Source organism: Clostridium rhizosphaerae, from assembly GCF_016765585.1.
Classification (GTDB): domain Bacteria; phylum Bacillota; class Clostridia; order Clostridiales; family Clostridiaceae; genus Clostridium_AT; species Clostridium_AT rhizosphaerae.
The window spans coordinates 188356-214692 of record NZ_JAESWC010000009.1 but is presented as its reverse complement, the minus strand read 5'-3'; the positions used below and the strand labels follow the sequence as shown (position 1 = coordinate 214692).

At 32.3% G+C, this 26337-nt stretch carries 22 protein-coding genes and 3 pseudogenes; 8 read left to right on the top strand and 17 right to left on the bottom strand.

Going from position 1 to position 26337, the window contains the following annotated elements:
• Positions 1–5: 5 nt before the first annotated feature.
• From JK636_RS15055 to JK636_RS15045, 3 genes are all read right to left on the bottom strand, one after another.
• Positions 6–1505, bottom strand: a complete 1500-nt coding sequence (locus JK636_RS15055; protein WP_202749834.1) for a M56 family metallopeptidase — start codon at positions 1503–1505, stop codon at positions 6–8.
• Between the two features lie 5 nt (positions 1506–1510).
• Positions 1511–1879 (bottom strand): BlaI/MecI/CopY family transcriptional regulator, encoded by a 369-nt coding sequence (locus JK636_RS15050; protein ID WP_202749833.1) that lies wholly within the window; start codon positions 1877–1879, stop codon positions 1511–1513.
• Between the two features lie 132 nt (positions 1880–2011).
• Positions 2012–3274, bottom strand: coding sequence for a S8 family serine peptidase (locus tag JK636_RS15045; RefSeq protein ID WP_202749832.1), 1263 nt, complete (start codon positions 3272–3274; stop codon positions 2012–2014).
• Positions 3275–3484: 210 nt separating this feature from the next.
• Here JK636_RS15045 and JK636_RS15040 point away from each other — a divergent pair, with 210 nt between their 5' ends.
• Positions 3485–4795 (top strand): helix-turn-helix domain-containing protein, encoded by a 1311-nt coding sequence (locus tag JK636_RS15040; protein ID WP_202749831.1) that lies wholly within the window; start codon positions 3485–3487, stop codon positions 4793–4795.
• A gap of 366 nt (positions 4796–5161) precedes the next feature.
• Here JK636_RS15040 and JK636_RS15035 read toward each other — a convergent pair whose 3' ends face one another.
• From JK636_RS15035 to JK636_RS15025, 3 genes are all read right to left on the bottom strand, one after another.
• Complete coding sequence (locus JK636_RS15035; RefSeq protein WP_243428238.1) at positions 5162–6079, bottom strand: polysaccharide deacetylase family protein; 918 nt, start codon at positions 6077–6079, stop codon at positions 5162–5164.
• Positions 6080–6188: 109 nt separating this feature from the next.
• The gene (locus JK636_RS15030) at positions 6189–7535 is read right to left on the bottom strand and encodes a hypothetical protein (protein WP_202749830.1); all 1347 of its coding nucleotides are present in this window, start codon (positions 7533–7535) and stop codon (positions 6189–6191) included.
• Positions 7532–8944, bottom strand: a complete 1413-nt coding sequence (locus JK636_RS15025) for a sensor histidine kinase (RefSeq protein ID WP_420839272.1) — start codon at positions 8942–8944, stop codon at positions 7532–7534. The genes JK636_RS15030 and JK636_RS15025 overlap by 4 nt, the downstream gene beginning before the upstream one ends.
• A gap of 152 nt (positions 8945–9096) precedes the next feature.
• On the opposite strand from JK636_RS15025, the gene JK636_RS15020 reads away from it, so the two are divergent.
• Positions 9097–9783, top strand: coding sequence for a response regulator transcription factor (locus JK636_RS15020; protein WP_202749829.1), 687 nt, complete (start codon positions 9097–9099; stop codon positions 9781–9783).
• A gap of 74 nt (positions 9784–9857) precedes the next feature.
• Here the strand turns inward: JK636_RS15020 and JK636_RS15015 are convergent, their stop codons facing one another.
• On the bottom strand, positions 9858–11129 hold the full coding sequence (locus JK636_RS15015; protein ID WP_202749828.1) for an LCP family protein: 1272 nt from the start codon (positions 11127–11129) through the stop codon (positions 9858–9860).
• Between the two features lie 422 nt (positions 11130–11551).
• A complete protein-coding gene (locus tag JK636_RS15010; protein ID WP_202749827.1) occupies positions 11552–12703 on the bottom strand; it encodes a CapA family protein in 1152 nt (383 codons plus the stop codon).
• Positions 12704–12923: 220 nt separating this feature from the next.
• Between JK636_RS15010 and JK636_RS15005 the strand changes: the two genes are divergently transcribed.
• The 6 genes and pseudogenes from JK636_RS15005 to JK636_RS14980 all read left to right on the top strand — a co-directional run bounded on the left by JK636_RS15005 (position 12924) and on the right by JK636_RS14980 (position 19247).
• A complete protein-coding gene (locus JK636_RS15005; protein ID WP_202749826.1) occupies positions 12924–13523 on the top strand; it encodes a TetR/AcrR family transcriptional regulator in 600 nt (199 codons plus the stop codon).
• 14 nt (positions 13524–13537) lie between these two features.
• A complete protein-coding gene (locus JK636_RS15000; protein ID WP_202749825.1) occupies positions 13538–14389 on the top strand; it encodes a GNAT family N-acetyltransferase in 852 nt (283 codons plus the stop codon).
• 350 nt (positions 14390–14739) lie between these two features.
• The gene (locus JK636_RS14995) at positions 14740–16098 is read left to right on the top strand and encodes a spore germination protein (RefSeq protein ID WP_202749824.1); all 1359 of its coding nucleotides are present in this window, start codon (positions 14740–14742) and stop codon (positions 16096–16098) included.
• On the top strand, positions 16088–17161 hold the full coding sequence (locus JK636_RS14990) for a GerAB/ArcD/ProY family transporter (RefSeq protein ID WP_202749823.1): 1074 nt from the start codon (positions 16088–16090) through the stop codon (positions 17159–17161). The genes JK636_RS14995 and JK636_RS14990 overlap by 11 nt, the downstream gene beginning before the upstream one ends.
• Positions 17158–18279, top strand: a complete 1122-nt coding sequence (locus tag JK636_RS14985; RefSeq protein WP_202749822.1) for a Ger(x)C family spore germination protein — start codon at positions 17158–17160, stop codon at positions 18277–18279. The genes JK636_RS14990 and JK636_RS14985 overlap by 4 nt, the downstream gene beginning before the upstream one ends.
• Before the next feature lie 155 nt (positions 18280–18434).
• Positions 18435–19247, top strand: a pseudogene (locus JK636_RS14980) (alpha/beta fold hydrolase).
• Between the two features lie 121 nt (positions 19248–19368).
• Here JK636_RS14980 and JK636_RS23685 read toward each other — a convergent pair.
• The 9 genes and pseudogenes from JK636_RS23685 to JK636_RS14935 form a co-directional block, all read right to left on the bottom strand.
• Positions 19369–20256: a hypothetical protein gene (locus JK636_RS23685; RefSeq protein ID WP_243428237.1), complete on the bottom strand. Its 888-nt coding sequence runs from the start codon at positions 20254–20256 to the stop codon at positions 19369–19371.
• A 26-nt stretch (positions 20257–20282) separates the two neighbouring features.
• Positions 20283–21155 (bottom strand): hypothetical protein, encoded by an 873-nt coding sequence (locus tag JK636_RS14970; RefSeq protein ID WP_202749821.1) that lies wholly within the window; start codon positions 21153–21155, stop codon positions 20283–20285.
• 18 nt (positions 21156–21173) lie between these two features.
• Positions 21174–21653, bottom strand: coding sequence for a flavodoxin domain-containing protein (locus JK636_RS14965; protein ID WP_202749820.1), 480 nt, complete (start codon positions 21651–21653; stop codon positions 21174–21176).
• A 62-nt stretch (positions 21654–21715) separates the two neighbouring features.
• Positions 21716–22345, bottom strand: a complete 630-nt coding sequence (locus JK636_RS14960) for a TetR/AcrR family transcriptional regulator (RefSeq protein ID WP_202749819.1) — start codon at positions 22343–22345, stop codon at positions 21716–21718.
• 475 nt (positions 22346–22820) lie between these two features.
• Positions 22821–23318, bottom strand: coding sequence for a dihydrofolate reductase (locus JK636_RS14955; protein ID WP_202749818.1), 498 nt, complete (start codon positions 23316–23318; stop codon positions 22821–22823).
• Positions 23318–23620 (bottom strand): annotated as a pseudogene (thyA, locus tag JK636_RS14950) (thymidylate synthase); the annotation flags it as partial. The pseudogene thyA and the gene JK636_RS14955, both read right to left, overlap by 1 nt.
• A gap of 191 nt (positions 23621–23811) precedes the next feature.
• The gene (locus JK636_RS14945) at positions 23812–24621 is read right to left on the bottom strand and encodes a GIY-YIG nuclease family protein (RefSeq protein WP_202749817.1); all 810 of its coding nucleotides are present in this window, start codon (positions 24619–24621) and stop codon (positions 23812–23814) included.
• A gap of 169 nt (positions 24622–24790) precedes the next feature.
• Positions 24791–25282 (bottom strand): annotated as a pseudogene (locus JK636_RS14940) (thymidylate synthase); the annotation flags it as partial.
• 159 nt (positions 25283–25441) lie between these two features.
• Positions 25442–26326 (bottom strand): GNAT family N-acetyltransferase, encoded by an 885-nt coding sequence (locus JK636_RS14935; protein WP_202749815.1) that lies wholly within the window; start codon positions 26324–26326, stop codon positions 25442–25444.
• Positions 26327–26337 lie beyond the last annotated feature (11 nt).

Sequence of the window (26337 nt, the reverse complement as noted above, 5' to 3'; positions counted from 1 at the left end):
CACCCCTAAAACACCTTTTTAAACACATAATAAAATGGCTTCACACCTCTAATTGTATAATCCCCATTTTTCCATTCAAGGAACATATATTTAGTACCATCAATTTCTTTTATAATATACTTGCTTGCTGTTTTACTTATATTATTTATTACATATCCTTTTGACCATTTCATCCAGTTTGCTGTTTTTTCTTCATTGACTTTACTGTCTTCTGTATTCATTTGAGGCATCTTTCCGTCCGGAAGAAGAACTATACTTTTTAAAAACAGATTTCCCTCATAATTCACATATTTTGTACTAAAATTATCTATATCATATACAAAATCTATAGACTTCCATTTTCCTAAGGCCTCTTCATCATTAACAAAAGGAATATTAGTATTATCTGTATACTTTATTAATGCAGCATTACTATTGCCTTTTAAATAGCTTCCAATAGTCTCTGCTTTAGAATTGGTTAAGGAAACAAAGCTTAAAATTAAAATTGCTGAAACTGAAAGAATTGATAATCTATAGGAATATCTATCATAAAGCTTTATATTTTCTATTCTTCTAGTAATTTTATATTTATTGCTTGTAAAGCCTGATGCTGGGATCCATGCTGTCTTTGAAGAAACTTCAGCCATCTTAATTATTGCTCTTCCATAGCTTTTAACTTCTTCATCAGATAAATACGAAAGCGCTAAAGAATCGCAGCAAAGCTCTCTATCATCTCTCATCTTATTAAAACAGAACCAAAGCAAAGGATTCATCCAGTATACAATTGACAAAAAGTAAGAGACGTTGTTAATAAGTATATCTTTTCGTTTCACATGAGCTAACTCATGCAATAATGCATATTTCATGTGAGTAATGTTACAGTCTTCCATCATAGAACTAGGCACCAATATTTTTGGCCTCATATAACCTGTTAAAGCAGGTGTTGCTATAGTATCCGTCTGTACAAGCATTACTTTCTTATGTATATCCATAAGCTCTTTACATTCCTCAAATAGGTTTAAAATTTTACGATTGTTGACTTTAGGACATTTTTTAATACTGTACAGAAATTTTATATAAAGTAGTCCTCCAAATAAAAGGCCTCCAATAATACCTATTAGCCACAGCATTGGCATTAAATTTAAAATATGTTTTCCTGATGAATTATTATAACTATTTGAGAGAGCTTCTGTTATATAAGTGTTATTCTGAGCTGTCATATTCATATTAGAATTATCTTTAGAACTAGTAGGTATATCTAGACTAGTATTTTGAGCTGAATATAAATGAGTGTATTGATTAGTGAATTGAGTAAAATTATATATGCTGAATTTGCTCTGAGGTGTTATAGGAAGCAGCAGCCGAAGTATTAGAACAAGCCAAAGAGCATACTTAAACTTTAATGACATTTTATCCTTTAGAATAGATCTCAGTACAAGAATAAAAACCCCAATAACACTTGCTTTTAAAGACACCGAAAGCATAACATTAAAAAAGCTGTAAAGAATTAATTCCCCCAAATTCATATCCTCTACTTCCTTTCTTCAAGAATACGAGTTAATTCTTCTATGTCTTCTTTAGTAAGACTTTCATCCTCAATAAAATTAAGCAGCATATTTTTTAAAGAGCCTCTGTAAACTCTTTGTAAAAAAGATTTGCTTTCTTCTTTAACACAATCTCCCTCTTCTACCAAAGGATAATATTTATATTCCCTTTTATACTGCTCGTAGCCTAAAGCCTTCTTATCTACAAGCCTTCTTATTAAAGTCTTGACAGTCTTAGGCTGCCATTCCTTCTTATCCTTTAAAGCATCTATTACCTCCCCTGCAGTGCAGTTAGGATTTTGCCAAATAACCTTCATTATTTCCCATTCAGAATCTGATATTTTTAAAGAATCCATAATTTCTTTACCTCCTGCGAATTCAATATAGATTACATTTGTAAGCCTTAATTATATGTTACCTTATATTGTAATAGGAGTCAATAATAATATATTACTCATAAAAATATACAATAAAAACTTAGGGCATATTTACTTTAATGCCCTAAGTTTTTCTATCAAGTCCACTGGACTTACTACATGCTTAATTTCATAAGTTTTAGATTTATAATCAAACTTTGTTTCCTTGCTTGTTTCTAAAGCGGTTTTCCAAAATAGTTCCGGTGTAACCTTTGGATTTACTTCACAGGAAAGTGCATATAACCCTGAGATGTATGGTACTACCCAGCTGTAGGCTCCAAATCTATAAAATATATACTCATTATCACTATTGGGACCAGCTACTGCTCTAGAGTCCATTGGAAAGTATAAGTAATCTTTGACTGATTTTAAAAATTCTTCGGACGTAAATTTTGATAACTTATTTTGATAAAACTTCCCATTGACAAATGAAGAAACATTATTATTATCATCTGCCGGGAATCTTCCTAATCCACTAAATTTAAATCCATGAGTATCTTCTAATATTGACGATATTGCAAATATGCCTTCCTTACCTGCTCTTGAAACAGCATCTTTAAATTCCTTATACCCCTTATCTTCTGGTCCACATCCTTCAGACATGGATATAACCCTTATTTTTTTATCTTCAGGCAAGGTTTTATTGATTTCTATAACTCTATCAATTACCTTTGCTACCTTTTCGAAATCGTTTCTCGTATTTCCATTTTTATCAGTATAATCATTATCATCTGCAAAATAATATATGTCAGCTTCTGATGCTACACCAACACTCTTTCCCGCAGCTATGGAAGTTACAGCCGGACCATGTTCAAGATTATCATCTATAGGATTGAACATCTCTTCATAATGTTTTATTCTCTCATTATAATCGACATGTTTATTTTTTAATGGTGAATCTAATATAGCTATTCCTATGTTTTTTCCTGTTATTCCTTCCTTATGCAGTTTACTAATACCAAGACCAGGATCTTTTCCTAATTCTAATACCTTTTCAGGGGTAAAGTCCTCAGGCATTTTATCCTTTGATGGCCATTTTGTTGTGCTGTCAAAATATGCATTGAAAAGGTCTTTACTTCTTCCCTTTAAGTCTAGTTCAGATAAGTCTTTTCTGCGCAAATCAACCTGAATTAACCTCAACTTTTCCGGGCTTGGAAAATCTTCATAAAAGGCTGGCAGTTCGTACATTTTATCTAGGTTTGATTCAACTGGTTTGTTTGCAACTGGCTTTTCCTCAGTCAACTTATTATTTAGAAGCTTGTCTTTGATTAAGTAGCCCCCGCATAATAAGATTACTACTATATTAATTAATAATATATACCTGTATCTTTTCATGTTATCTTCTCCTTTGTATCGTATTTGCTATACTTAGTGTATAATATTTACAAACAAGTGTAAAACTTCTATAATTATCTTAAATTTAGAATATTTCATTTACTTTAACTTTATTTAAAAATAAGACAAGCTTAATTACATTTTTGCTGTAATTTCATCCATATTCTAAGAATGTTCTTTAAAATTACATTTTGTGAAAGGGGTTATACCTTGATAAGCTGCATAGGATACAAAGTTAAATCCTTAAGAAAAGAAAAAAATATTCGACAGGATGAGCTGTGCTGCAATATTTTAAATAGAACTATTTTAAGTAAAATAGAAAATAATAAAATGCTGCCTTCAATTCCTCAGCTTGAACATATCTCTCATAAATTAGGTATACCTATTGAATATTTTTTTCAGAATTATACAGCCTCTGATCACAATCAAAACTCTACTGTTTCATCTGATAAATGTACAGCATTAGAAAATTTATATATCGAAAAAAAATACTTTGACATAATTGAAATTGCAGAATCCAGTAATCCATGTGATATTAATAAAAACTTTTATGTCGGTATGTCTTATTTTAATATACAGCTATATAATGATACGGTTACTAATCTAACTAAATATATAAAGTTATATAGCAAGTTTTCCGAAACTGATAAGCAAAAATATGCAATTAACTATGCCTTTGCCCTAAATAAGCTATGTTTTGTTATGATGAAAAATTCAAATTATGAAAAGGCTCTTAAATATTTATATACAGCTCAGCTATTTCTAAGAGAAAATAACTTAGTGGAAAGTAAAATGTTTTATATTATAATCAATAATATAGGCTCAATTTGCTGCCATAAAAAAGAATATAATAAAGTAATTAAAACACTAGAGAATTTCATTGATAATATAGATGATTTAGCCTATATATCTATATTGGCAAGCATTCATTTGTCACTAAATATAGCCTACTTTTACACCCTCAATTTTGAAAAAGCTCTTCATCATATAAAACTAGCTATTACTTTTTTTGAATACAGCGGAAAGAGTCTTGATGCAGGTGAATGTTATTTAAATTATATCAATTGCCTTCGTCTATTATCACGCTTTGAAGAAGCTTTATATCTAATTTCTGAGATAAAAGCTATGTATCATTATGATAAAGAATTAATTAATGTTTTTTCCATACAGCATTTGATAATCCTTTTTAACATAGGAGAATTCAATAAATTATCAGAACTTTTATCTGAAATAAAGTTTAATGAACTAAGAAGGAAAAGTAAAATGGATTATTATCTTATAGTTGGACATGTTAAGTTTCTACAAGGCAGTTACACTACTGCTGATAATTATCTCAATAGATGTAAAAATTATTTGTTAAGCAGAAATTTTTATCTTGATCTAAGCATAGTGTATAAAGATTTGTATCAAATTAATAGCAGTCAGGAAGATTTAGATAAAAGTTTATATTATATGAAGATGCATGAAAATAATAAGACCTATAATATTTTTATAAGTGATTATAAAAACATAAAACCATAGGGCATTAAGTTAATGTCCTATGGACAGATTGTAGACAAAAATATATAAATATTTATATACTTATATATTTACATATTTGTGTATTTATATATTTATACAAGCTGAAATGAAACTTAGTGAATATAAAAAAGATATCTTATTAGTACAAAAGATTATAAGGCTTTAGTAGAGGAAGGTTTTATATATGTGGATTAAACCATGTCATAGATTATTTAATGATAATCCTATAATACCATGCAATCAAATTTTTGTATTTTAAATGCTTCATAAAATAAAACGGTGCTGCAAAACAGCTAAATCCAGCGTGTTACTTGAATCCGTTGAAACATAGCACGCGTCCGACTTAAGCTGTTTGCAGCACCCCTTTTACTTTAAAACTTCAAATTTATACCCTTGTCCCTTTAAATACTCAATGATCTTTGGCAGAGCCTCTGCGGTTGTTTCCTTTCCAGCGGCATCATGCATAAGTATGGTTAATTGATGCTGTCCTCTTGCTGTACTTTTAACTCCTTGTATTAGCTGCTCTACTGACTTTTTCTTTGACTCAGCGTCACCGCTTAAACAGTTCCAGTCTATATAAGTATAGCCTGCTTCTTCTGCAGCCTTTTGATAAGCTTGTTTACCAAAAGAGCCTCCTGGAAACCTTATTAGCTTATCGTTGTAATCACCGATTACAGATTTTATTATAGAATCATTTTTCTTTAAGTCTTCTAAAAAGTTATTCGTACTGCTGTAAAGATACTTATAATTATGAGAATAAGTATGGTTTCCAATAGTATGACCTTCTGCTTTTTCTCTTTTTAAAAGCTCTGGGTTTGCTTTTACTGTTTGTCCAACAACGAAGAAGGTTGCTTTAATATTTTCCTTCTTTAAGATATCTAATACAGCTGGAGTTACTTTATAAGATGGACCATCATCAAAGGTTAAATATGCTATCTTAGCTCCCTTGTTGCTGTTATTTGCTGAAGAAGTTGTTTTACTTGTATCATTATTTTTTGCAGAAGTAACTACTATATTTTTTGTCTCATTAGTCTCTACCTGCTTTACTGGTACTTCTTGCTTAGTTTTTTCTTCAGGCTGTACATCCTTTTTATCCTCTATATTCTTATCAGCATTACTTTTCGCTGAAGCTTGTACACTATTGTCATATTGTTGTATATTATCAACCTTTGCTGTTGCTCTAGCTATATCAAGCTTAAGATATAACATTGCAGCTGAAATGACTATTGCCAGCATTATCATTAATACCTTAAAGCCTATTCTACGTTTTTTTCTTGATTTCATCAAAATCCTCTCCCATCTCCACTTAATTGTCTAATTAAAGTATATAACGTAATAATTAGGGAGAGGTTTCAAATAAATTATCAAATTATTACAAAGTGATTACAAATTTCTATCTTGCTATTTTGGTCCAATCGTCAACGTAGCTTCCTGTGGCCCAATGAGCCATTACAGGTGCTTCACCTTTTTTAAGCGTAATCCTGTTTTGTACTTCGCCAAGCTTCCCATTCTTTATTGGAACTACTAGTATATCAGTGTTTGTGATTATAACATCAAAATCTCTGTTAGGAGATGAAAATGCATCAACTGCCTCTGATTCCTTTTCTTTTATTTCACTAAAAGAAGGATATAATTCATCATATCTAATCATGCTCTTTGTGATTGAATAGCTCATATCAAAGTCTTTATAGCTCTTTTCATCTGTATTTTTTCTCGACCTAAAAATCCATCTGCCTGCTCTTCTAAAAACTCCCCAGTTACTTTCATTAAAATTTGCTGTATCCTTTCCACTGCTATCCTCATTAAGAATAGAATTTGGCAGCCCTTGCCCAAAAGCCGCTGCAAACTTCAATGGAGTGCTTTTTAGATTATCTATAGGAAGTACCTGAAGCTTTTTGTCACTTGTTTCAATAGAAATATAATCACTTCCCACAAAATTTATTACTGCACTATTATCTTCCTTAAAATCTTTTATATTCTTATAATTGTCCTTATTTATGTCTTTTTTCATTGGATATGCCCATAAATTATTATCAACTCCAAGCTGCCAAAACCCGTCCATCCTTGGAAGAAGTATATTATTAACCTCAGTTACAGGCATAAAACTTTTATTAATATAGCTTATCCAAACTGTTCTATAAGTTCCTTTTGCATCTCTTAAACCCAGCAATACTCCTGACTTATCCTTTGTTTCTTTTTCCTTTGCGGAAGCAATACTCTTATAATCAATAAAATTTTCTTTATTTTTAGCATCGGAAGTTTTGCTGCTGTCACTTTTTTTAAAGAACAAAAGGGTATCTTCGTTTTGTTTTACTATAGAATTTTCATTTATTCTAACATACTCGTCATAGTACTTATCCTTAGAACTTATCGTTATAACTTCTACCTTCTCCTCCTTAAGCCCTAAGGTTTTAGGGTTTATCTTAAAATTATCCCAAAAGTAATTGTATGCATTAACAAGCTTCACCTTATAGTTTGGAGAATCACATAGCTTATCATCAAAAACAGCAGTTTTATTATTAAAGCTTGCAGGCTTATTAAGCCATTCATTTTTATCCTTGTCACCTAAACTTTTATCTCCAAAAGCAACGGTTTTATTTACTACCCAATCGCCTTCTATAGGAGATTTTACTAACTTTCTTGGTGTTATCTCTGCATTTAAGGACAAATCCAAACTGCTGTACAATAAATATATAACTATTAAAATTACACTAAAAAGAACTAAATATATCCTTTTCAAGCCTTTTCACCTTCTTTATTTACAGGAAATTTTATAGTTACTGTTGTACCTTCTCCATATGTACTTTGAATACTTATTGTCCCGCCATGAAGTTCCATTATCTCCCTGCTTATAGATAATCCAAGACCGTTTTTAGACATACTGCTCTTTCCTTTAAAAAACTTTTCCATCACATGAGGAAGTTCCTCCTTAGGAATACCCAGTCCTGTATCTGAAACTCTTATCACTATACTATCTTCTTCCTCAGCACATGTCATCTCTACGTTCCCATCTGCAGGAGTAAATTTAAAAGCGTTGTCTAAGATATTTATAATAACCTGATTAACTCTATTTTCATCAGCAAATATTAGACTCATATTTTCCTGAAGCCTTACTGTAAAATTAATATTTTGACGATTTGCCCTTGGCGTAAACTGTTTTTCTAAATATAAAAGATTATTTCTAATATCTATATAATCCTTCTTTAAGGATACCTTTCCCGAAATAAATCTTGAAAAATCAAGAAGCTCCTCAACCATTAAAGTAAGCCTGTCGCTTTCTTTTTCTATAATATTGAGGCCATCTATTATCTCGCTTTTATTGTCCAATTGCCCTGTCTTAAGTGTTGATGCCCATCCCTTGATAGAGGTAAGAGGAGTTCTAAGCTCATGAGAAACAGAAGCTATAAACTCATTTTTAAGCTTATCATTTTTTAATATTTCCTCTGTCATGGAGTTAAAAGCCATTGAAAGAGTTCCTATCTCGTCCTTTCTATGTATGCTCAGCCTTTCATTGAACTTGCCTTCTGCAATTCTTTTAGCCATATTAGTGACTTCTTTAATAGGTTTTACAATAGAGTTGGAAATTTTTATGCTTATCAAACTGGATATTACTATTACCACAAGTCCTAAAGACGCAAATATGTAAGTTATTCTTTTAGTAATTTCATCTACCTCTGAAAGAGAGGTTACAAATCTTAGTACACCTTCAATTTTCCCTGAAGACATCAGAGGATAGGACATATACATTATCCTTTCCCCTGTCGCTTTATCCTTGGCCGTAGTGCTGCTTAGCTTTCCTTCTAAGGCTTTTTCCACATCCTCAGCCTCAACCTTATCCTCTGTAAAATTACCAACAGAATCTAAAAGCATCTTTTTATCCTTATTAATTATTTGAACTTCTGCATTTGTATTTTTCCAAAATATATCTGCATTATCTTCAATATTCTTTTCAAGACTAGAAGATGAAAAATAATTATTATAAAAGTCTGCTGAAGCTTTAATTTGATTTCCAACAAGCTCCTTCATATTATTGTTGTAATACTTGTCTAAGGCAGAAATCAAGAAAACTTCTAAAACGCTTACAGTTATAAGTATTACTATAAAATAGCTTAATACTAATCTTTGAGTTATACTCTTCAAAAAAATCACCTTCTATCTTTACTTTTCATGATTTATAATTATATCATTAAAAATAAACTCTATATATCAGCAAAACTTACTTGTAATTAAATTGTAACCATTTTAATAATATAGGATGATAAACTTAATCTATACCTGGTTTTGAAAAGAGGTGGATTTTGATGTACAAGGTACTAATAATAGAAGATGAAGAATCAATAAGAAAATTTGTTAAGATAAATTTTGAAAGAAACAACTTTAAGGTTTTTGAAGCACCTTCTGGGGAAGAGGGTATAAAAACGGCTCAAAAGGAAGACCCTCAAGTTGTCATACTTGATTTGATGCTGCCTGGAATTGACGGCTTTAAGACCTGCGAAATTCTTAGAAGCTATTTGCCTAACATAGGAATTATAATGCTCACTGCTAAAGGTCAGGATATGGATAAGATAATGGGGCTTGAATTTGGAGCGGATGATTATATGGTTAAACCTTTTAATCCGCTTGAGCTTATAGCTAGGGTCAAGTCACTGCTTAGACGTATAGGAGCGCCTAAGGCAGAGATTACTAATATATTAACCTCAGGTCAAATAAAAATAGACAGCTTTTCTATGAATGCTTATAAGGAAGATAAAGAAATTGATCTTACTCCAAAGGAATTTATGCTTTTAAAAACCTTTATGGAGAATGAAAGCAAAGCCTTTACGAGGGATGAGCTATTAAACATAGTTTGGGGCTATGAATATTTTGGAGATACAAAAATAGTTGATGTAAATATTAGAAGATTAAGAGAAAAAATAGAAGCTGTACCCTCAAAGCCTGAGTATATAGAAACAGTCTGGGGAGTAGGCTACAGATGGAAAAAGCATTAAAAAACACACCGAAATTCATTTTAATTTGAAATTTCGGTGTGTTTTTATTTATACAAAATATTATATTTTTTAGGTTAGCTAGGTGGTGGTGTTAAAGGAGGCTGTACTGGATTTTGATTTGCCGGCGGAGGCGCCTGTACTGGCGTTTCAGCTGGATTTTGTGCTGGCGGTGGCGTCTTTACCGGCGTTTCAGCTGGCTTTTGTTCCGATGCCGGCGGCTGAGTTTGTGTTTGCGGCGTTGTAGAAGCCGGGGTTGTGGTTTCCTTTTTCTTTTCAGCCTCTATTATGTCTGCATTATATACCTTGCTGTTATTAGGCACTGACAGCTTTCCTGGCACTGTACCATAAATAAATTTAAAAATCTCTTTAGCGTTATAGTTTAAGTCTGGAACCAAAACCGCTGCTCCATTTATTTTCATGTCTTTAAAATGATTATCTACTGGTATTCTGGTAGTCTCAGGGGTAAAGTTATCAAGCTTGTATACTGTATAAACCAATTTAAGCATAGGTTCAAACTCTATGTTTGTTTTCAAATATGGTGATATTGTTGAATAAAGCTTAGGATAACTTGTAACCTTTGTTTCCTTAATCTTTGAAAGAAGAAGCGAAAGAACCCTTCTTTGTCTTTCTGTTCTTTCAAAGTCATTGTTTCCTACTTTCCTTATCCTGCTGTAGGATAAGGCTTGCTGTCCATTAAGCTTCTGAACTCCTGGTCCTTGAAGCAGTGTGGAACTGTCACCATTTACATCTTCAATATATTTATTGATTTCTTTAACTTCATAATCCTTTACTTCAAGCTCTACGCCATCTAGAGTATCAATAAGTTCCTGAAAACCTTTAAAATCAATTGCTACATATTTATCTAAGGAAATTCCAAAATTATATTTTATAGTCTTTTTAAGAAGTTCTATTCCTCCAAGCTCAAAGGCTGAATTAATTTTCTGATAGCCTCTTCCTGGAATTTCAACATACATATCTCTCATAAGTGAAGTAAGCTTAACCTTTTTATTCTTAGGATCAACTGTTGCGATTATCATTGAATCCGTTCTTGAATCATCAAATTCTCCTCTAGTATCAACCCCGACCAAAAGAATATTAACTATGTCTGATTCAAGACCATAATCAACATCCTGTATTTCTTCCTGAACAGGTGTTTCTGGAGTATACGTATCTTCAGCAGGCGGCTTTTGTGCTTCCGTTGCTAAAATATTATTATAAGAGTTTCTTGCATACAAATAAGCCCCAGCTATTGAACCAACTACTATAACTGCAGCAGATACACTAATTGTTATTATCTTATTTTTCTTTGAGAGCTTTTTAAAGGAAAAATCCTTAAGTTTCCACATATCCCGCACCATCCCCATAAATATTAAAAGTAAAAACCTGCTAGTCCAAATTATCATATTAGTTAAATAACTTCAACTGTTCACGTATCGTTTATCTATATATTATACTACTATTACGAAAAAGTTGAAGTAAAAGTTTAAATATTTCCAATTTTTATATAAAATAGAAGAGCAGCCGGCTAGGGGGATAGACCAACTGCTCACTACGTAATTTATGGATTATAATATTGAGGTCATTTAAAAGTATTGCCAGCTATTTATTTTTTAAACATAGCAGCATAAAAATATCGCTCTTTTGAAGCGATTTTTTTATACAATGCAAAAGTTCTTATACATTAATTGTGTCCCAAAAATCCTTGAAGACTAGATAATCTGCGACACCATTAATGCAAGAACTTTATTGCATTGTATATATTTTATTCTTAAAACTGATCCTTAATAGAATAGCCTAGATCCGGGGAAAGTTTATTTAATTTTTGAAGCATTGCATCTTTTTTTGTTCCGCTTAAAGGCTTTGGACTATAGTTATTAACATAATCTACAGAAGATATGCTGCAAGGTATAACACGAACTGCATATTTATCAGGCTTTTTATCTGTAAAATTGAGCTTAAGCTGAAGAATAAAGGTATCCTTGTCTGATGGGTTTTTATTTCCTCCAAAAGCAAAGTTTCCCATGCTGTAGGCTATGGTCTTGCCTTTATAAGTCTCAAGTCCTTGAATTACATGAGGATGATGTCCTACAATAAGATCAGCACCTTTATCGATTGAAAAATGCGCTAAATACTTTTGAGTGGCGTTTGGACTATACTTTCCTTCCTCACCCCAGTGGAAGTTAACTACAACAAAATCAGCTTCCTTTTTTAAGCCTTCAATATCACCTTGAAGTTTTTTAAGAAAAGCGTTGTCATAGCTGAAGCCTCTATAGCCTAGATAACCTACCTTTATGCCTTTAGCCTCGGTTATCCACTTGTTGCCTTCTCCAAAATAATTTACGTTGGCTGTCTTTAAGGATTGAAGCGTATCATTAAAGCCCTGCTGCAAATAATCATAAATATGGTTGTTTGATACATTTACACCTTCAATATTTCCAAGCACAAAAGCCTTTGCATACTCAGGCGGCGCTTTAAAAGTAAATTCCTTCTCGGCCTTTTTATTTGCCGTTGTAAAAGTAGTTTCTAAATTTGCTGTAGTTATATCATCAGCCTTAAATATATCAGCTACATTTTTAAAGAAATAGCCTAAATCATTATTATTCTTTCCTAAAACATCAGGAAGACTTTGCGCAAAGGCAAATTTATCATCATGCCCTATAGTGCAGTCGCCAACGCTTGTTATTACAAGTTCTGCAGAAGCTGCCGCTGGTTTTTCTGAAACCTCAGGTTTAACTTCTGCGGCAGGCTTTACTGCCTCCACAGCCTTATTATCATTATTTTTCTGAGCCTGAAGCTTATTGCTTTTTAGCTTATAGCCCGCAAAAAATCCTGCCACCAATAGACATAAAGTAATTAAAGAACTAAAAACTATTATTTTTGTTTTTTTAGCTTTCAATTTTTTTGATCTATTATTTCTCACATAATCACCTCGTTATACAAAAATTATATAGTAACCTATTGGAAATTACCACACAATTTTTATTATTTCCTAGGTGTTTATAGTTAATTACCTATAGTTCTATATACGTTAAAACATCAGTAAAAGTTTTTCAATGAAATCGTATACTTGAAAAGCTTGAATATTATATGCTATTATAAAATAAAAACCGTTTAGTCGGTTTTATTAATTGGAGGCTGCTATGGCACCTAAAATTTCTGATGAAGCAAAAAGCCTGCGAAGAAATATAATAATAGATCATGCTATGAAATTATTCTCCAAAAAAGGTTTCACCGAAACCTCTATGGATGACATTGTTGAGGCTTCCGGCATAAGCAAGGGAGGCATCTACAATTATTTTAAAAGCAAAGAAGAAATATTTTTCGCCATTGCAGAGGATCGCTTTGCTCAAAGGCATAAGCTTGTTCAAAGCTTTACTGATAATATGTCTAATAAGGAAAAATTAATTAAATATATTGAGTGGACACTTTATGGCCAGCTTAAAGAAGAAAATAAGCTTAATGCAAGGTTTACTTTTGAGTTTTGGTCTGTACTTTCAAAAAACAAAGATACCTCAGATAAAGCAAAAGAAAGATATGAGCTTTTCAAAATGGACCTTTCAGATATACTGCAATCCGGGGTAGAAAATGGTGAATTTAAAAAGGATTTAGACATTAGTTCAATGGTATATATAATCCTGTCAAGTATGGATGGCATGGGATTTTTCAATAGCGTTATGGATATACCAGTCAATGATAGCATCATAAAAAACTATATAGATATTATTTTAAAATCATTATAGATGGGGGAATGAAAATGATAACTTATAAAAATTGTTCAGAAGTTGATAAAAGTCTCATTTACGAAGCATTTAAAATCGGATTTTCAGACTATATAATAAAAATGGAAATACCTGAAGATATCTTTTTTAAAAGGTTTTTTGGTGTGGAAGGAAATAATTTAGAAACCTCCTTTATAGCTTTAGATGAAGATAAGGCTGTAGGGGTAATATTAGGTGCCATCAAAACTTATGAAGGCATTAAAACCATAAGATGCGGAACCTTGGCGGTACATCCTGATTACAGAGGAAAAGGCATAAGTAAAAATCTTCATGATCTTCATAAGGCAGCTGCAAGCAAAGCTGGGTGCAGGCAGCTATTTTTAGAGGTTATAGTTGGAAATGACAGAGCAATTAACTTCTATAAAAAGAACGGCTACGAAAAAATCTATGATTTAAGCTACTATTCCCTAACTGATTTAAATAAGCTGTCCTTTAAAGAAAATCAGGACATTATTATTAAAGAAATAACCTTTGAAGAATTAGATAAAGCCTTTGAAAATCTTAAGGATACTCATATAAACTGGCAAAATGATTTAGACTATCTTAAAAAATCTGAAGGTCAGTTAAGCTTTGGAGCCTACAAAAACAACATATTAATAGGTGCTGTCAGCCTAAACAAATCTTCTAAAATAAGCTTTATATGGATAAGTCCTGAGTTTAGAAACAAAGGCATAGGAACAAATTTAATATTAACCGGTGTTTCTCATTTAAAGCTTGAAAAGCTAAGCATCAGCTTTCCAAACAACGCCTCTCTCCAAGGCTATGTAAATCACAAAGGCTTTACAAGAGACAACATAAGCCAGTATGAAATGTACTATACACTTTAATGATAAAAAGCCCACTATTAGTTGCAAAACAATAGTGGGCTTTAAAATTATTTTAAATTAATTTTTATTGCCTGATTCGCCAAGTTTAAAAGAAATCTTTGCTTAAATTCTTGAAATTAACCACTTCTATATTGGAATTGACTGTATTACTAATTTTTAATTCCAAATCTATAAACTCCGTACATAGGATAGATGGTTTGAAGTATCAAAAGGCTCTCGAATAACAATAAATAAATTGTACAGCAAGATTTTCTATCGCGATATCTTCTTTTCATGAAATCTTTCTATGAGTAAATTTATACAAAACAACAAATACTTAATATAACTATGTTGATCAGGTGATGAACTCTATGGAAAATAATATTTTAATATTACAAAGCATTATAGAAGATTTTATAAGAACTAAGGCAAATGGAAAAGTATTAAGCTTAGGAAATGAACTTAAGCTGTACTATATTAGCACCTTGGTTGATACAGACTTTATTACAAGAGACCTTCAAAAGGTATATTTTGATAAGAATATAGATTTTGATTCTTATTTTAAATCCTTAGCTAATAAAATTACTTTAAATGAGACTATAGAAAGCATTAAAATAGGCCTAATAAAAGGGGATATAATATCCATATATAAAAATCAGCTTTTTAAAATTACTGGAGCTGAAAAAACAGAAAGCCGAGGCGTTCCTGAAGTTGAAAGAGAGGTTTCCTTTGAGGGAGGTATGGAAGGCTTCAACGAAGCTTCTTTAACGAACGTAAATTTGGTAGCTCAATACTATCGCCAGCCTACTTTAGTAGTCAAAAATTTTACAGTTGGGACAGTGACTCACAATACTGTTGCTCTCCTATATGATTCTAATTATGTTGATGAAAACTTACTAAAAGAAGTAACAGACAGATTAAACAATATCAATGTTCCGGCAGTTCAAGCCTTAAATGGCCTTCAGCAGCTTTTATGGAAAAATCAGCTTTTGATCCCTCGCATGCTTGTAACTCAAAGACCTGACAGGGTTACTGATTATCTTACTAAAGGGAAAATAATATTATTTTTAGACGGCACTGCAACAGCACTTATAATTCCTGTACAATTTCATGACTTTATGAAAACTGTTGATGATGAATATCTATTGCCTATACCTGCACTTTTTTTAATGATTTTAAGATACCTTGCACTAATACTATCTATTATGCTGCCTTCTGCCTATGTAGCAATTGTATCTTATAATCCTGAAATACTGAGAATACAGTTATCTCTTTCTATATCTTCGAGCAGAAGCGGTGTGCCATATCCATCCTTTATAGAAGTTTTCATAATGCTGCTGCTTATGGAATTTCTAGTAGAGGCCAGCATAAGACTTCCAAAGTCAATAGGTCAAACTGCAACAACAGTAGGAGGCCTTATACTTGGTCAGGCTGCAATACAAGCTCATTTAGTAAGCAACATAATGATTATAATAGTTTCGACTGTTGCTATATCAAACTTTATGATACCTGCAATATCAATGAATCTATCCGTAAGAGTTGCAAAATATGGGTTGCTGTTTTTAGTGTCTTTTACCGGAGTTTATGGTATATACTTAGGACTTTATTGTTTAACCTGCTATATGTTTTCTATCAAAACATTTAATGTTCCTTATTTTAATCCAGTAGAAAACATCAGTATTAAAGGTTTTAAGTCCTTCTTTAGAAAGGGGCATTCAGATGAAGTATAGATACTATTACCTGCTTTTATTTACAACTATACTGTCCCACTTTATTCTTTACGCTCCTTATGAACTAAATAGAAACTTATTTGATGGCTCCTTTGTAGCAATCTTTTTAGCATTAATAATTTCCTGCATAAACGCCTATACGACTATATATGTTTACAATACTTACAAAAGCAGCAATATATTAGATATAAATAAAATATTAATGGGCAAATACCTAGGAGGCTTTTTTTCATTTTTTACTATACTATTTACGGTTCTTGTAAGCTTCTTTATGTTTAGAGGCTTAATTGAAATTGTTATGAAATTTATGCTTCCCTCTACACCAGCTTGGTTTTTAGCCATAACCTTCCTTTTTCTGCCCTATATAAATTTATTAAATGACAATAGAAGTTTTCTTAATTTTATTGCTTTTATTTCGCTTTTTATTATAATTTGGTCTATACTTTATGTTTTGTTAAGCATTAAAGGAATTCATCTGTATTATATAAAAACAGCAGTCATTCATTCAATTAAGCTTCCTAATTTTGAAACACTGGCGGCAGCAGGCTTCTTTTTTTCAGGGATTTCACATCTGTCTGTATTTAATCCTGAATTCAAAAAAATAAATTGGAAGAAAACCTGTTTAGTATATATTTTTATAGGACTGCCAGTTGCCTTATTTGCTTTATATATTCCTGTTGGTGTCTTAGGTCCTTATATGCTTCAAAAATCTCAGCTCACTGCTGTTACCACAGCAGATTCAATTTCTGTAGACTTATTTTTTATTGAGCGGGCCTTATACATACTGCTTCCATTATTTTTTCTGCTTTCAGCAAGCGACTTTATTCTTTTTGGATATGTATCTTGGACATTAATGAAAAGCTATATAAAAAATAAGAAAATCAGTTTCTTGGCAGTAAATATACTTGGTGCAGCCTATATAATAGTATCCTACTTATTAAGAGATACAGAAACTATGCTTAGGCTTGGAAGCTCCTGTATTATCTGGGCTTTACTATATCATTTGTTTTTAACAACTCTGCTTTTTATTTTAACTAAACTGAAAGAAGGCAAAAATGCATGAAAAAATCTTTAAGCTTAGTTTTAATTAATATACTAATTTTGTGCTCCCTTACAGGCTGCGATTTTAAAGACATAGATCATAGAGTGTTTATACTGGCCATAGGAATCGATTTAGATCCTTCCAATTCAGAGCTTATGCGAGTATCTCTTAAAGCGGCTATGCCTACCAGCGGGGGAGAGAGCAGCGGAGGAAGCAGCAATGAAAAAGGAATGTCTGATATGTATACTCTGTCAGGAGATTCTTTATCAAATATACTTAGAGAAATAAAAAGTGAAACTTCATTTGAACCAGACTTTAGTCAAATGAAGCTTATCGTATTCGGAGAACAGTATGCTAAGACACATAACATTGATTATAATCTTGACTTTTTTACTCGAAGACGTGACTTCCAAGATATAGCCTGGGTATCCTTAGGCGTTCCGTCAGCCAAAGCAGTACTTACAGCAACCCCTAAAGAGGAACGAATTCCTGGCAATAGTTTATTTCTGAAATTTGGGCAAGGCTCAGAATCTCCTTATTCTTATAAAAAAAGACTTTTTCAAATATATAGTGATACAATAACCCCAGGCTGCTCTCCTTCCTGCTCTATAATAGAGACAAAGGAAGATAAGCTTGCAATGAACAAAACAGCTATTATCTCAAAGGGTAAATTGGCACTTGTGCTAAATGAAAATGAAACAGAAACTCTTAATTTGCTCACTGACAAAATACGCCTTGGCTCCCTGACTATCAAACTCGAAGAAAAAGGTCCTCCTATATCTATAAGCATAAACAAAGGAAGTTCAAAGATAAAAATAAAGAAAACAAGCGAGGGAGACATATTATGCACCATAACTCCTAAGATAAATGCTACATTAGAAGAGCTTGATAACTTTTCTGGAAATGCTTCAGTGCTGGCTCCAAAATTTGAAGTCGCTTTAAAAAAGCAAATCACAGCACTTCTAGATAAACTTAAAGAAAATAAGGTTGACCCTCTTCAGCTGCAAATGCTCTACTGGGCAAATGATAAAAACTATATGCCGACAAATGATTGGCTTACTGATATTTATCCTAATATAAAATTTGAAGTTAACCCACATATTGAATTAGTTCATACAGGTATTTTAAGGTCTAACTAAAAACAGCCGGAGGTTTAAGAAAATTCTTAGCTTCCGGCTGTATGATGTTCAACTTTATGAGTTTTATTTTTGAGAGTCTTTACCATTATATCATATGCTGTCTTTGTGAAAGTGAATAATATAATGGTATACATAATAATTATTAGAGGTTACCTGTGGAATATTATATTAAACCCCCTACAAATGTAAAAATCTATGTAGAGGATCTAAATCCAGAAGAAAAAAATACAATACTTTTTATATACGGTTGGCCTGGCAGTCATAAATTGTTTGAATATCAATTTAACAAGCTCCCCAAACTAGGTTATAGATGTATAGGTATAGATACAAGAGGATTTGGCAATTCAGATAAACCATGGACAGGATATGATTATAATACTCTGTCAGATGATGTTAGGAATGTGATTGATGCATTAGGATTGTGCGATATTACGCTTGCAGGGCATTCAACTGGAGGCGCTATAGCCGCAAGATATATGGGCAGACATAAAGCTCACGGAGTATCAAAGCTTGTTCTAATAGCTGCAGCTGCTCCAAGTCTGATTAGGCGTCCCAATTTCCCTTATGGATTAGATAAAGAGTCGGTTCTACAATTGATCGAGGGAACATATGCAGACCGACCTAAAATGCTCTAGGGTTTTGGAGATATATTCTTCTATAAGCATACAACTGAAGCCTTGTCAGATTGGTTCTTCCAATTAGGCTTACAGGCAGCCGGATGGTCAACTGCAGCAATCGCAAATACTTGGCTAAATGAAGTTCTCTTTTCCGATCTTGAAGCTATAAATGTACCAACCTTAATTATTCATGGAATTCATGATAATGTTGTTCCATTTGAACTAGGCGAAGCACAGAATAAAATTATTAAAAAATCAAGGCTCTTACCCTTCAATTATAGTGGCCATGCATCCTTCTATGATCAGATGGATAAGTTTAATGAGGAGTTAGCAAAATTCATTGAGGAGTAAAATTCTTAAATTTAAGGTTCTTTAAAAATATAGCAATAGAATATTTTTCGTTGTAAGTTCTTACAGATAAGCTATATACAACCACAAATTTTTTCTCACTATATCTCACCTTATGATACATTTAATAAGAACTCTTTATATTTCTATAAAATTTTATATTAAAATATAATGCAAAGAATGCTAAAACAACAAAGGTTGCTATCTTTGTTACAGCAGCAGCAATAGGAAGAGGGATTTCTGCTTTTAGCTGAAATACCGTTTGAATAGGAAGCATTACCCCAACAACAGTACATATTGTAAGCAGCAACGCTAGAAGAATATACCCTATTCTGCTTCGCTTCTTTAACTCATATATACAAATTAAAGCGGTTGGAGCAATTATGCCCATATCTAGAACATAGGTTATTTGCGTTGTGTAGATTTCAATTAGTTCTAAAGAGCGTCCTAGTGCTAAAGACTTAAGGATGTCTGGAAGCCATGCCACAATAAGTGAAATGCCCGTTAGCAGTAAAAATACATATATACCTTTAAGTGGCAATTTATCTCCCATGCTATTTTCAATTTGCTCTTTGTCTATAGTGCTGATTGCAATAATTAACCCAAAAAGGCTGGAGGAAAAAAGTGCAATATATATCAAGTGTAATACATTATAAGTTACTCCAAAGGCAGTGCCCATAGAATAATAAGTAAATAGGGAAATAATTGAGATTAAAAATATACGGTTCTTTAACCCTTTTCTTTTTATATCCAATACTAGTGCAGTAATTAAAATTGGGATAGCAATAAATAAAATTGTAAAATCTGTTCCTCGAAAGATAGGTGCCATAAAATACGAATCATGTGCGTATAATCCATCCCCATATATTTTTACTGTATCACCATATTGGTTCACAAAATCATATGTTTTTCCTCCTGTTTTATATAAGATGCCCATGGATGATGTTATAATGCTAAAGATAATAATTAATAGAGTTACTAAATGCAAACTCTTGTCTCTGTTTTTACTCATAAATATCCCCCATTATTTGTTATTATTTAGGCGTATCCTTTACCATTGATATTTTTTAGCAGCAATATCATGCAATAGAATATAACCAAGCTAAACATAGGAAACATAATTATCTCTATAATACCCATTGAAACACCTGCAATATATTGGCTTATTATCATAGCTGTCAGTGCTGCTCCCATAGTAAAGCCTTTCATAATTATTACTGAAGAAAGAAGGTAGCCAAAGGGCTTTCTTTTAATTAATAGCACACCAGATAATAGTGCTATAGGTACTATAAATCCTAGGTCTAATCCTTGGATAACAAGGGTTGTATAATGCTCTAAACCCACAGGTACAGCCCCATTTGTTATTGTAGGTATTATCTTACCCATCCAAAGTAACCATAACGCTGCAGCAAAGAATATTTGAAAGCCACCCAGAAATTTTACTGGTAGCTTTTTATTAAATAAAGAACTTAAATTTTTTATATCAAAGGACATCATTAATAAGGTAAATGCAAAGAAGCTTGCTGATATCAGCATTACATACACTATAAACATTGGATTGTACATCCATAAAAAAACATAAGAAATATAGGTGTATAAGAAATAACCTAATGTTCCTGTAAGCAGCAATCTACCTCTCAAAGAATCCTTTAGTGCCCGATATAGTGATACAATTATTAGAGGAATACCTAACGCTACCGTTATTATATCTTGTGCTATGCCCTGTGCTGCTACTGCTACAGAATCATTACTATATAAACCTTTCCCATAAATTTTAATTGTTTCACCTCTAAATGATTCAATTTGTCTAACCCCTGAACCAGCATTAGAGAAAATTCCAACCAGCGATGCAAATACTGACAATATGATAATACATCCTATGAGTAGGCTAATTGTTCTTTTATACTTCATTTATAACCCCTCCACCAACTAAATAGCATTCATTTCCTGAGCAAACTTATGAATATTATCCTTTAATATATTTGATTTATTGGAGGATGCCTTTGATACCACTTTTACTATCAGCTTTTCCATAAAGTTCATTTTATCAAATATAAATTCCCCACCTAAATATTCCTTTGCTGCTGCAATATTTAAAAGCTCTGAAGGAAAGTTCTGATTTAATTCAGTATTTATTGCCTCACCTTCTTGCATTCCACAAATAAATAATCCAATTCCTTTTTCTTTTAACTTATCTAAATTCTTTGAGCAAAATTCTGTAACTTCCTTTTGTATTCTACCAATATAAATTGATCCGCCAATAATAACCTTGTCATATTTTGAAATATCAATATCCCCTGCATTCTTTAAATTTATTATGTCTACTTTATCATTAAGCTCCTTAGTCAAAAGCTCTGCGCATTTCTCCGTACATCCATATTTGCTTGTATAAACTATCAAAGTATTCATTTAATTACCCCCATTTTAATTATTTAACACATTTCCTAATGACTCCGAATTGCCTCTTCTACCTACTTAATTTTATTACCATTAGCTATTCTTAATACTATTTCTTTTGAATAAAAGTCAATTAACCTTTGTCTTTGTTCTTCAACGAGGTTTCTTTCTACAGTGAGCTTCATAATAAGGCCTAATGTTGATACTGCAATCATCTGAGCGGTTAATTCAATTGTATTTTCATCTGCCTCTTTATCTTTATATATATCTTGCAAGCATTGGCATAGTTCAGATAAAGCCAGCTTTTCTTTTGAGGCTCCCTTAAATAGCCAGGAAGTATGCTTTAAAGCTTCATTTGATTTATTTAACTGAGCTGCCATAAATTCATCTGGCATATTTAATGCCGCTTCTATATAATTTCTAGTCATTTCTACCAGCCTTTCTTCAGGTGAAGTATTTTTCATCTCTGTAGAAGATACAGCTGATATTATTTTCTTATAGCCTCTTTGCATTACGTTGTTTAATATTTCTTCCTTATCATTAAAATAATGATAAATAATAGCTGGAGAGTATTCAATTTTTTTAGCTATCTTCCTAATTGATAACTTGTCAAACCCCTCTATAGCTATAATGTCGCTAGCCGCTGAAAGGATAAGTTCCTTCATTTCTTCTTTTTCTCGTTCTCTTCTTTTTTCAATAGTCATTTTGTTATCCCTCGTTTCATTGAACGCCGTTTTATTATTTAACACTGTTCAATTTAACATTAGCACTTCATATTTTAAATGTCAATAAAAGGATAAAAAAAACAGCAAGGTTTTTGCTAACCCTTGTCTGCAGTTCTGTATAAAGATACAACTAATACACTCGACCTGCCAGGTATGCCACCATGCTTTTTTGTATTTTCTTTACATATAAATAACTGGGCGCTGGCTGATTATACCCTATACATACCGTATCTATGCCATATCCACACCCTATGCATGCCCTGCTATTTGAGTAATTATGTCGCATTAGATATGACAAAGCTCTTATTTTAATGCGACACCCGAGCAGCACAAATAAATAAAAGATATATAAATAAAAAGAAGCTAAGAAATAACATCCTAGCTTCTTCTGCTATAATTACAGTATTTCAGAAAATCCAAAGAGGATTTTCATTCATTAATCCTTAATTATTTTTTAAATTCTCTCTAAAATCAAAAAGGTATGTTTGTATTTATTTTTTTCATCAACTACACCTTCTTTTTCAGCCTTTACCTTCCACTCTGACTTATCGTAGGCCGGAAAGAAGGTATCACCTTTAAAATCCTCATGAATTTCTGTTATATACATTTTTTCTGTATAAGGGAACAGAAGATTGAAAATCTGTCCTCCACCTATAACAAAGTATTCCTCTTCAGAATTTACATATTTCATAATTTCATCCATGGTATGGATTACTTCTACATCCTCATCCTGAGCTTCATAACTCTCGTTTTTGGTAAGTATTATATGCTTTCTTCCCGGAAGAATATTAGGCAGAGATTCAAAGGTCTTTCTTCCCATTATCATTGTTTTGCTGCCTGAAAGAGTTATCTCCTTAAACTTTTTCATATCGCTTGGAAGATGTCCCCAGGCAAGACTTTTGTCTTTTCCTATAACATTATTGTTTGCAATAGCAACTACAAAACTAAGCATTAAACAGCCACCTCCATTTTTATTGACGGATGATGCTTGTAATCAATAAGTTTAATGTCCTCTATAGTAAAGTCATAAAAATTCTTAATCTCTGGATTAATCCAAAGCTTTGGAGCTTCATAAGCTTCATTTTCCCTTGTAAGCTGAAGCTTCATGCCATCTACTTGATTTTCATAAATATGAGCATTATTAATAACATGAGTAAATAGTCCCGGTTTTAGTCCTGTTACTTGAGCTATAAGGTAAACTAATACTGCATATTGGGCCATATTAAATGGAATTCCTAAACCAACATCACCTGACATTAATGTTCAATAAGATTCGCTAAATCTTATTCGTTCTTTAAGAACAGCTCTATATCACTATAGAGTTCAGACTATATCACCTTCCCTTTCAGGGAAGCCTTGCTTTTCCACTACCAATAGCTTGCAGTGTACTCTACTCCCTTACGTTCATAAACGCGGTTTCGATAGTCGTTAAGCTTTTATTCTATCTAAATATCTAAATACCCATAACTTTTATATTGTTCGCTGGAAGACTTTATTCTATATATTATAGTAGCTAGGCAAACATCTAACCTTCGAGAAGCATCTGTAACACTTTCATATATAATTCCTTCTATACTTACCGGTCTTATATTTGTTGGTCTACTTCCTAGCATTCTCTCTCTTAGCTTCTCCTTAATTCTATTACTATGAGTTTTACCGTAAAAAGGATTTTTCTCCCCTATTTTTTGAGACGCTTTTTCAGACAAGATTTTTTTAACCTCTTTTGCTTTATCATAGCCTATAATCTCTTCAATTTTCTTGCCTTTGTTCGGATTAGGTCTCTTAGCTTTCTCACTCAATAGTTTTCTTACTTCATCAGTGTGATGTTTTCCGTACATAGGATTTTTATCACCTTTACGTCCATACTTTTCTTTCTTTTCTTCATCAGTTAGCCTACTATAATATTTTATGGCATCTTGTTTCTTTTTCTTCCTTATATTATCAATATTAGGGTTATTGCTTATTAAATCTCCTCCAGAAGCTGCTAAGTCTCCAGTATTATAAATACTTTTCTTAAAATTATCTATATAATACTGTTCCAATTTAATACTTTCTTCTAATGAACATTCCTTTAATATAATAAATTCAAAGTTTTCTTCACCATACTTATTCCATACTCTCTGAAGATACACGCAATGATGTATATTCCTTATTAAATATGATTTATGTGCTCTAAACCGTCTTTCTATGTCTACCGAATGTCCTACATAAAACATATCATTTATTGTATTTTTAATAATATACAAACCCGTCATATTATCATCCCTTTAAAAAATATATTATAGGTTAATACATTTTCAAAGAGATTATGTATTTATATATTTATATAGAAATTTAGCACAGGATTGTCTTATAAAAAATAAGAGTTTCCCTGTTTAGCAAGGTTATTCAATATGCATTACTGCATAAGGGCGCTCAGTTTTAACGCTGTACAAGCATGCAGTTCAATCTTCCATCAGTTACATCCCACATTGTCATAAAAGCACAAGGGTGAAGAGTTCCGCCATTAAGGTGAGGAATCTGCCAAAGGCTCATAATATGTCTTCTGCCCTGAGGATCATTTTTAAGACCTTCAATTAAATTATCAATTTGATTATATTCTTTAACTACCCAGCCGTAAGCTGTTCCTATAGTTCCATCTTCCTTCATCCACTCATCCCATATATGTACATTCTGCTCCTGAAGCTTCTTTACATCATTGGATTGATCTTTGTATATCCACAAAAGTTCTTTAACCGCAGTTTTAAAAGCTACAAACTTTGTTGTAAGTATAGGAAATTCCTTCTCTAAATTAAATTGAAACATTCTATGAGGAAGCTTATAGGTTGGTATTCCTGTTCTGTTTCCTGTTTCATAATAGCCGTTTTCTAATATATCCTTAACCAGCTGTAAATATTGTTTGTCTGCAGTGCTCATGTTAATTTCTCCTTTCACTCGAAACACTGGGTAATCTAGAGTACTCGCTTCCGCTCGCAGATTACCCGTTGAAGTCCATTTAGGACTTCAACCTCCATTCCTTTGTCGTACTAAAATAATTATAAAGGAGTGGCCTGATTCTGACAAGTAAAGAGCTTCCTATTTTACTTCATAATAATTCATTACATCCTCTTCTTCAAAACCGCAGCTCTTATATAGTTTGAGAGCATTTTTATTTCCTGCTGCCACATCTAAAGCCGCCTCATTAATACCTTTTTCTTTGATTTTTATAAGAGCCTCTTTTAAGGCTTCCTTTCCATAACCCCTGCTTCTATACTCAGGCAGAATACCTACTCCGCTTATAAAGGCAGAAGTTTCATTTATCTCTATTTTAAGTTTTCCAACAACCTTTCCTTCCTGCTCAACTAAATAAGTTGTCATGCCATTTTTTTCTTCTTCCTCTGGGCATATAAGCTCACTTCTGCTGTCTCCAAAGAAAATGGTATTTTGCCTTGCTATTTCTTCTGCATCAGAATTTAATGTTTTTCTTAAGGCAATAATCTTATTGCTTTCAATATCCGGTATTTCTTTAAGCTTCATTCCGTGTTCAGAAAAGTCGTATTCTGCTCCGGTTGATTTAATAAATCCCTTTCCTGAAGCTGATTTATCATCAGTTAAAAGAAGTATCTTGCTGAAGTTTCTCTTATTGCACTCATCAAGTGCTAAACTATAAAGCTTTTTAAATATACCTTTTCTTCTATGCTCAGGATGAACAAGCCCCGTCACTTCAGCTATATTACCTCCAAAGCTTGATATGCTTATATAACCTACCAAAACATTATCTATATAGTATAAAAATTCATTAATATTATCGATTACTTCTCTTTCTTTCCTGTTAAAGTGCATTCTAAAATCAAGCTCCAGCTTCACATTTACATTATCCTTCTCAGAACATACAGCCTCTAGCTGCTTAGCATCCTCATAATCTTTTTCATTTAAATACTCTTTTAGAACTAGGAATTTATTTGATTTAATATTATCCATGCTATACCCCC

Coding starts and splice junctions, on each gene's coding strand:
- JK636_RS15055 (WP_202749834.1), bottom strand. CDS start 1,505: ATGAATTTGGGGGAATTAATTCTTTACAGCTTTTTTAATGTTATGCTT.
- JK636_RS15050 (WP_202749833.1), bottom strand. CDS start 1,879: ATGGATTCTTTAAAAATATCAGATTCTGAATGGGAAATAATGAAGGTT.
- JK636_RS15045 (WP_202749832.1), bottom strand. CDS start 3,274: ATGAAAAGATACAGGTATATATTATTAATTAATATAGTAGTAATCTTA.
- JK636_RS15035 (WP_243428238.1), bottom strand. CDS start 6,079: ATGAAATCAAGAAAAAAACGTAGAATAGGCTTTAAGGTATTAATGATA.
- JK636_RS15020 (WP_202749829.1), top strand. CDS start 9,097: ATGTACAAGGTACTAATAATAGAAGATGAAGAATCAATAAGAAAATTT.
- JK636_RS15015 (WP_202749828.1), bottom strand. CDS start 11,129: ATGTGGAAACTTAAGGATTTTTCCTTTAAAAAGCTCTCAAAGAAAAAT.
- JK636_RS15005 (WP_202749826.1), top strand. CDS start 12,924: ATGGCACCTAAAATTTCTGATGAAGCAAAAAGCCTGCGAAGAAATATA.
- JK636_RS15000 (WP_202749825.1), top strand. CDS start 13,538: ATGATAACTTATAAAAATTGTTCAGAAGTTGATAAAAGTCTCATTTAC.
- JK636_RS14995 (WP_202749824.1), top strand. CDS start 14,740: ATGGAAAATAATATTTTAATATTACAAAGCATTATAGAAGATTTTATA.
- JK636_RS14990 (WP_202749823.1), top strand. CDS start 16,088: ATGAAGTATAGATACTATTACCTGCTTTTATTTACAACTATACTGTCC.
- JK636_RS14985 (WP_202749822.1), top strand. CDS start 17,158: ATGAAAAAATCTTTAAGCTTAGTTTTAATTAATATACTAATTTTGTGC.
- JK636_RS23685 (WP_243428237.1), bottom strand. CDS start 20,256: ATGAGTAAAAACAGAGACAAGAGTTTGCATTTAGTAACTCTATTAATT.
- JK636_RS14970 (WP_202749821.1), bottom strand. CDS start 21,155: ATGAAGTATAAAAGAACAATTAGCCTACTCATAGGATGTATTATCATA.
- JK636_RS14965 (WP_202749820.1), bottom strand. CDS start 21,653: ATGAATACTTTGATAGTTTATACAAGCAAATATGGATGTACGGAGAAA.
- JK636_RS14960 (WP_202749819.1), bottom strand. CDS start 22,345: ATGACTATTGAAAAAAGAAGAGAACGAGAAAAAGAAGAAATGAAGGAA.
- JK636_RS14955 (WP_202749818.1), bottom strand. CDS start 23,318: ATGCTTAGTTTTGTAGTTGCTATTGCAAACAATAATGTTATAGGAAAA.
- JK636_RS14945 (WP_202749817.1), bottom strand. CDS start 24,621: ATGACGGGTTTGTATATTATTAAAAATACAATAAATGATATGTTTTAT.
- JK636_RS14935 (WP_202749815.1), bottom strand. CDS start 26,326: ATGGATAATATTAAATCAAATAAATTCCTAGTTCTAAAAGAGTATTTA.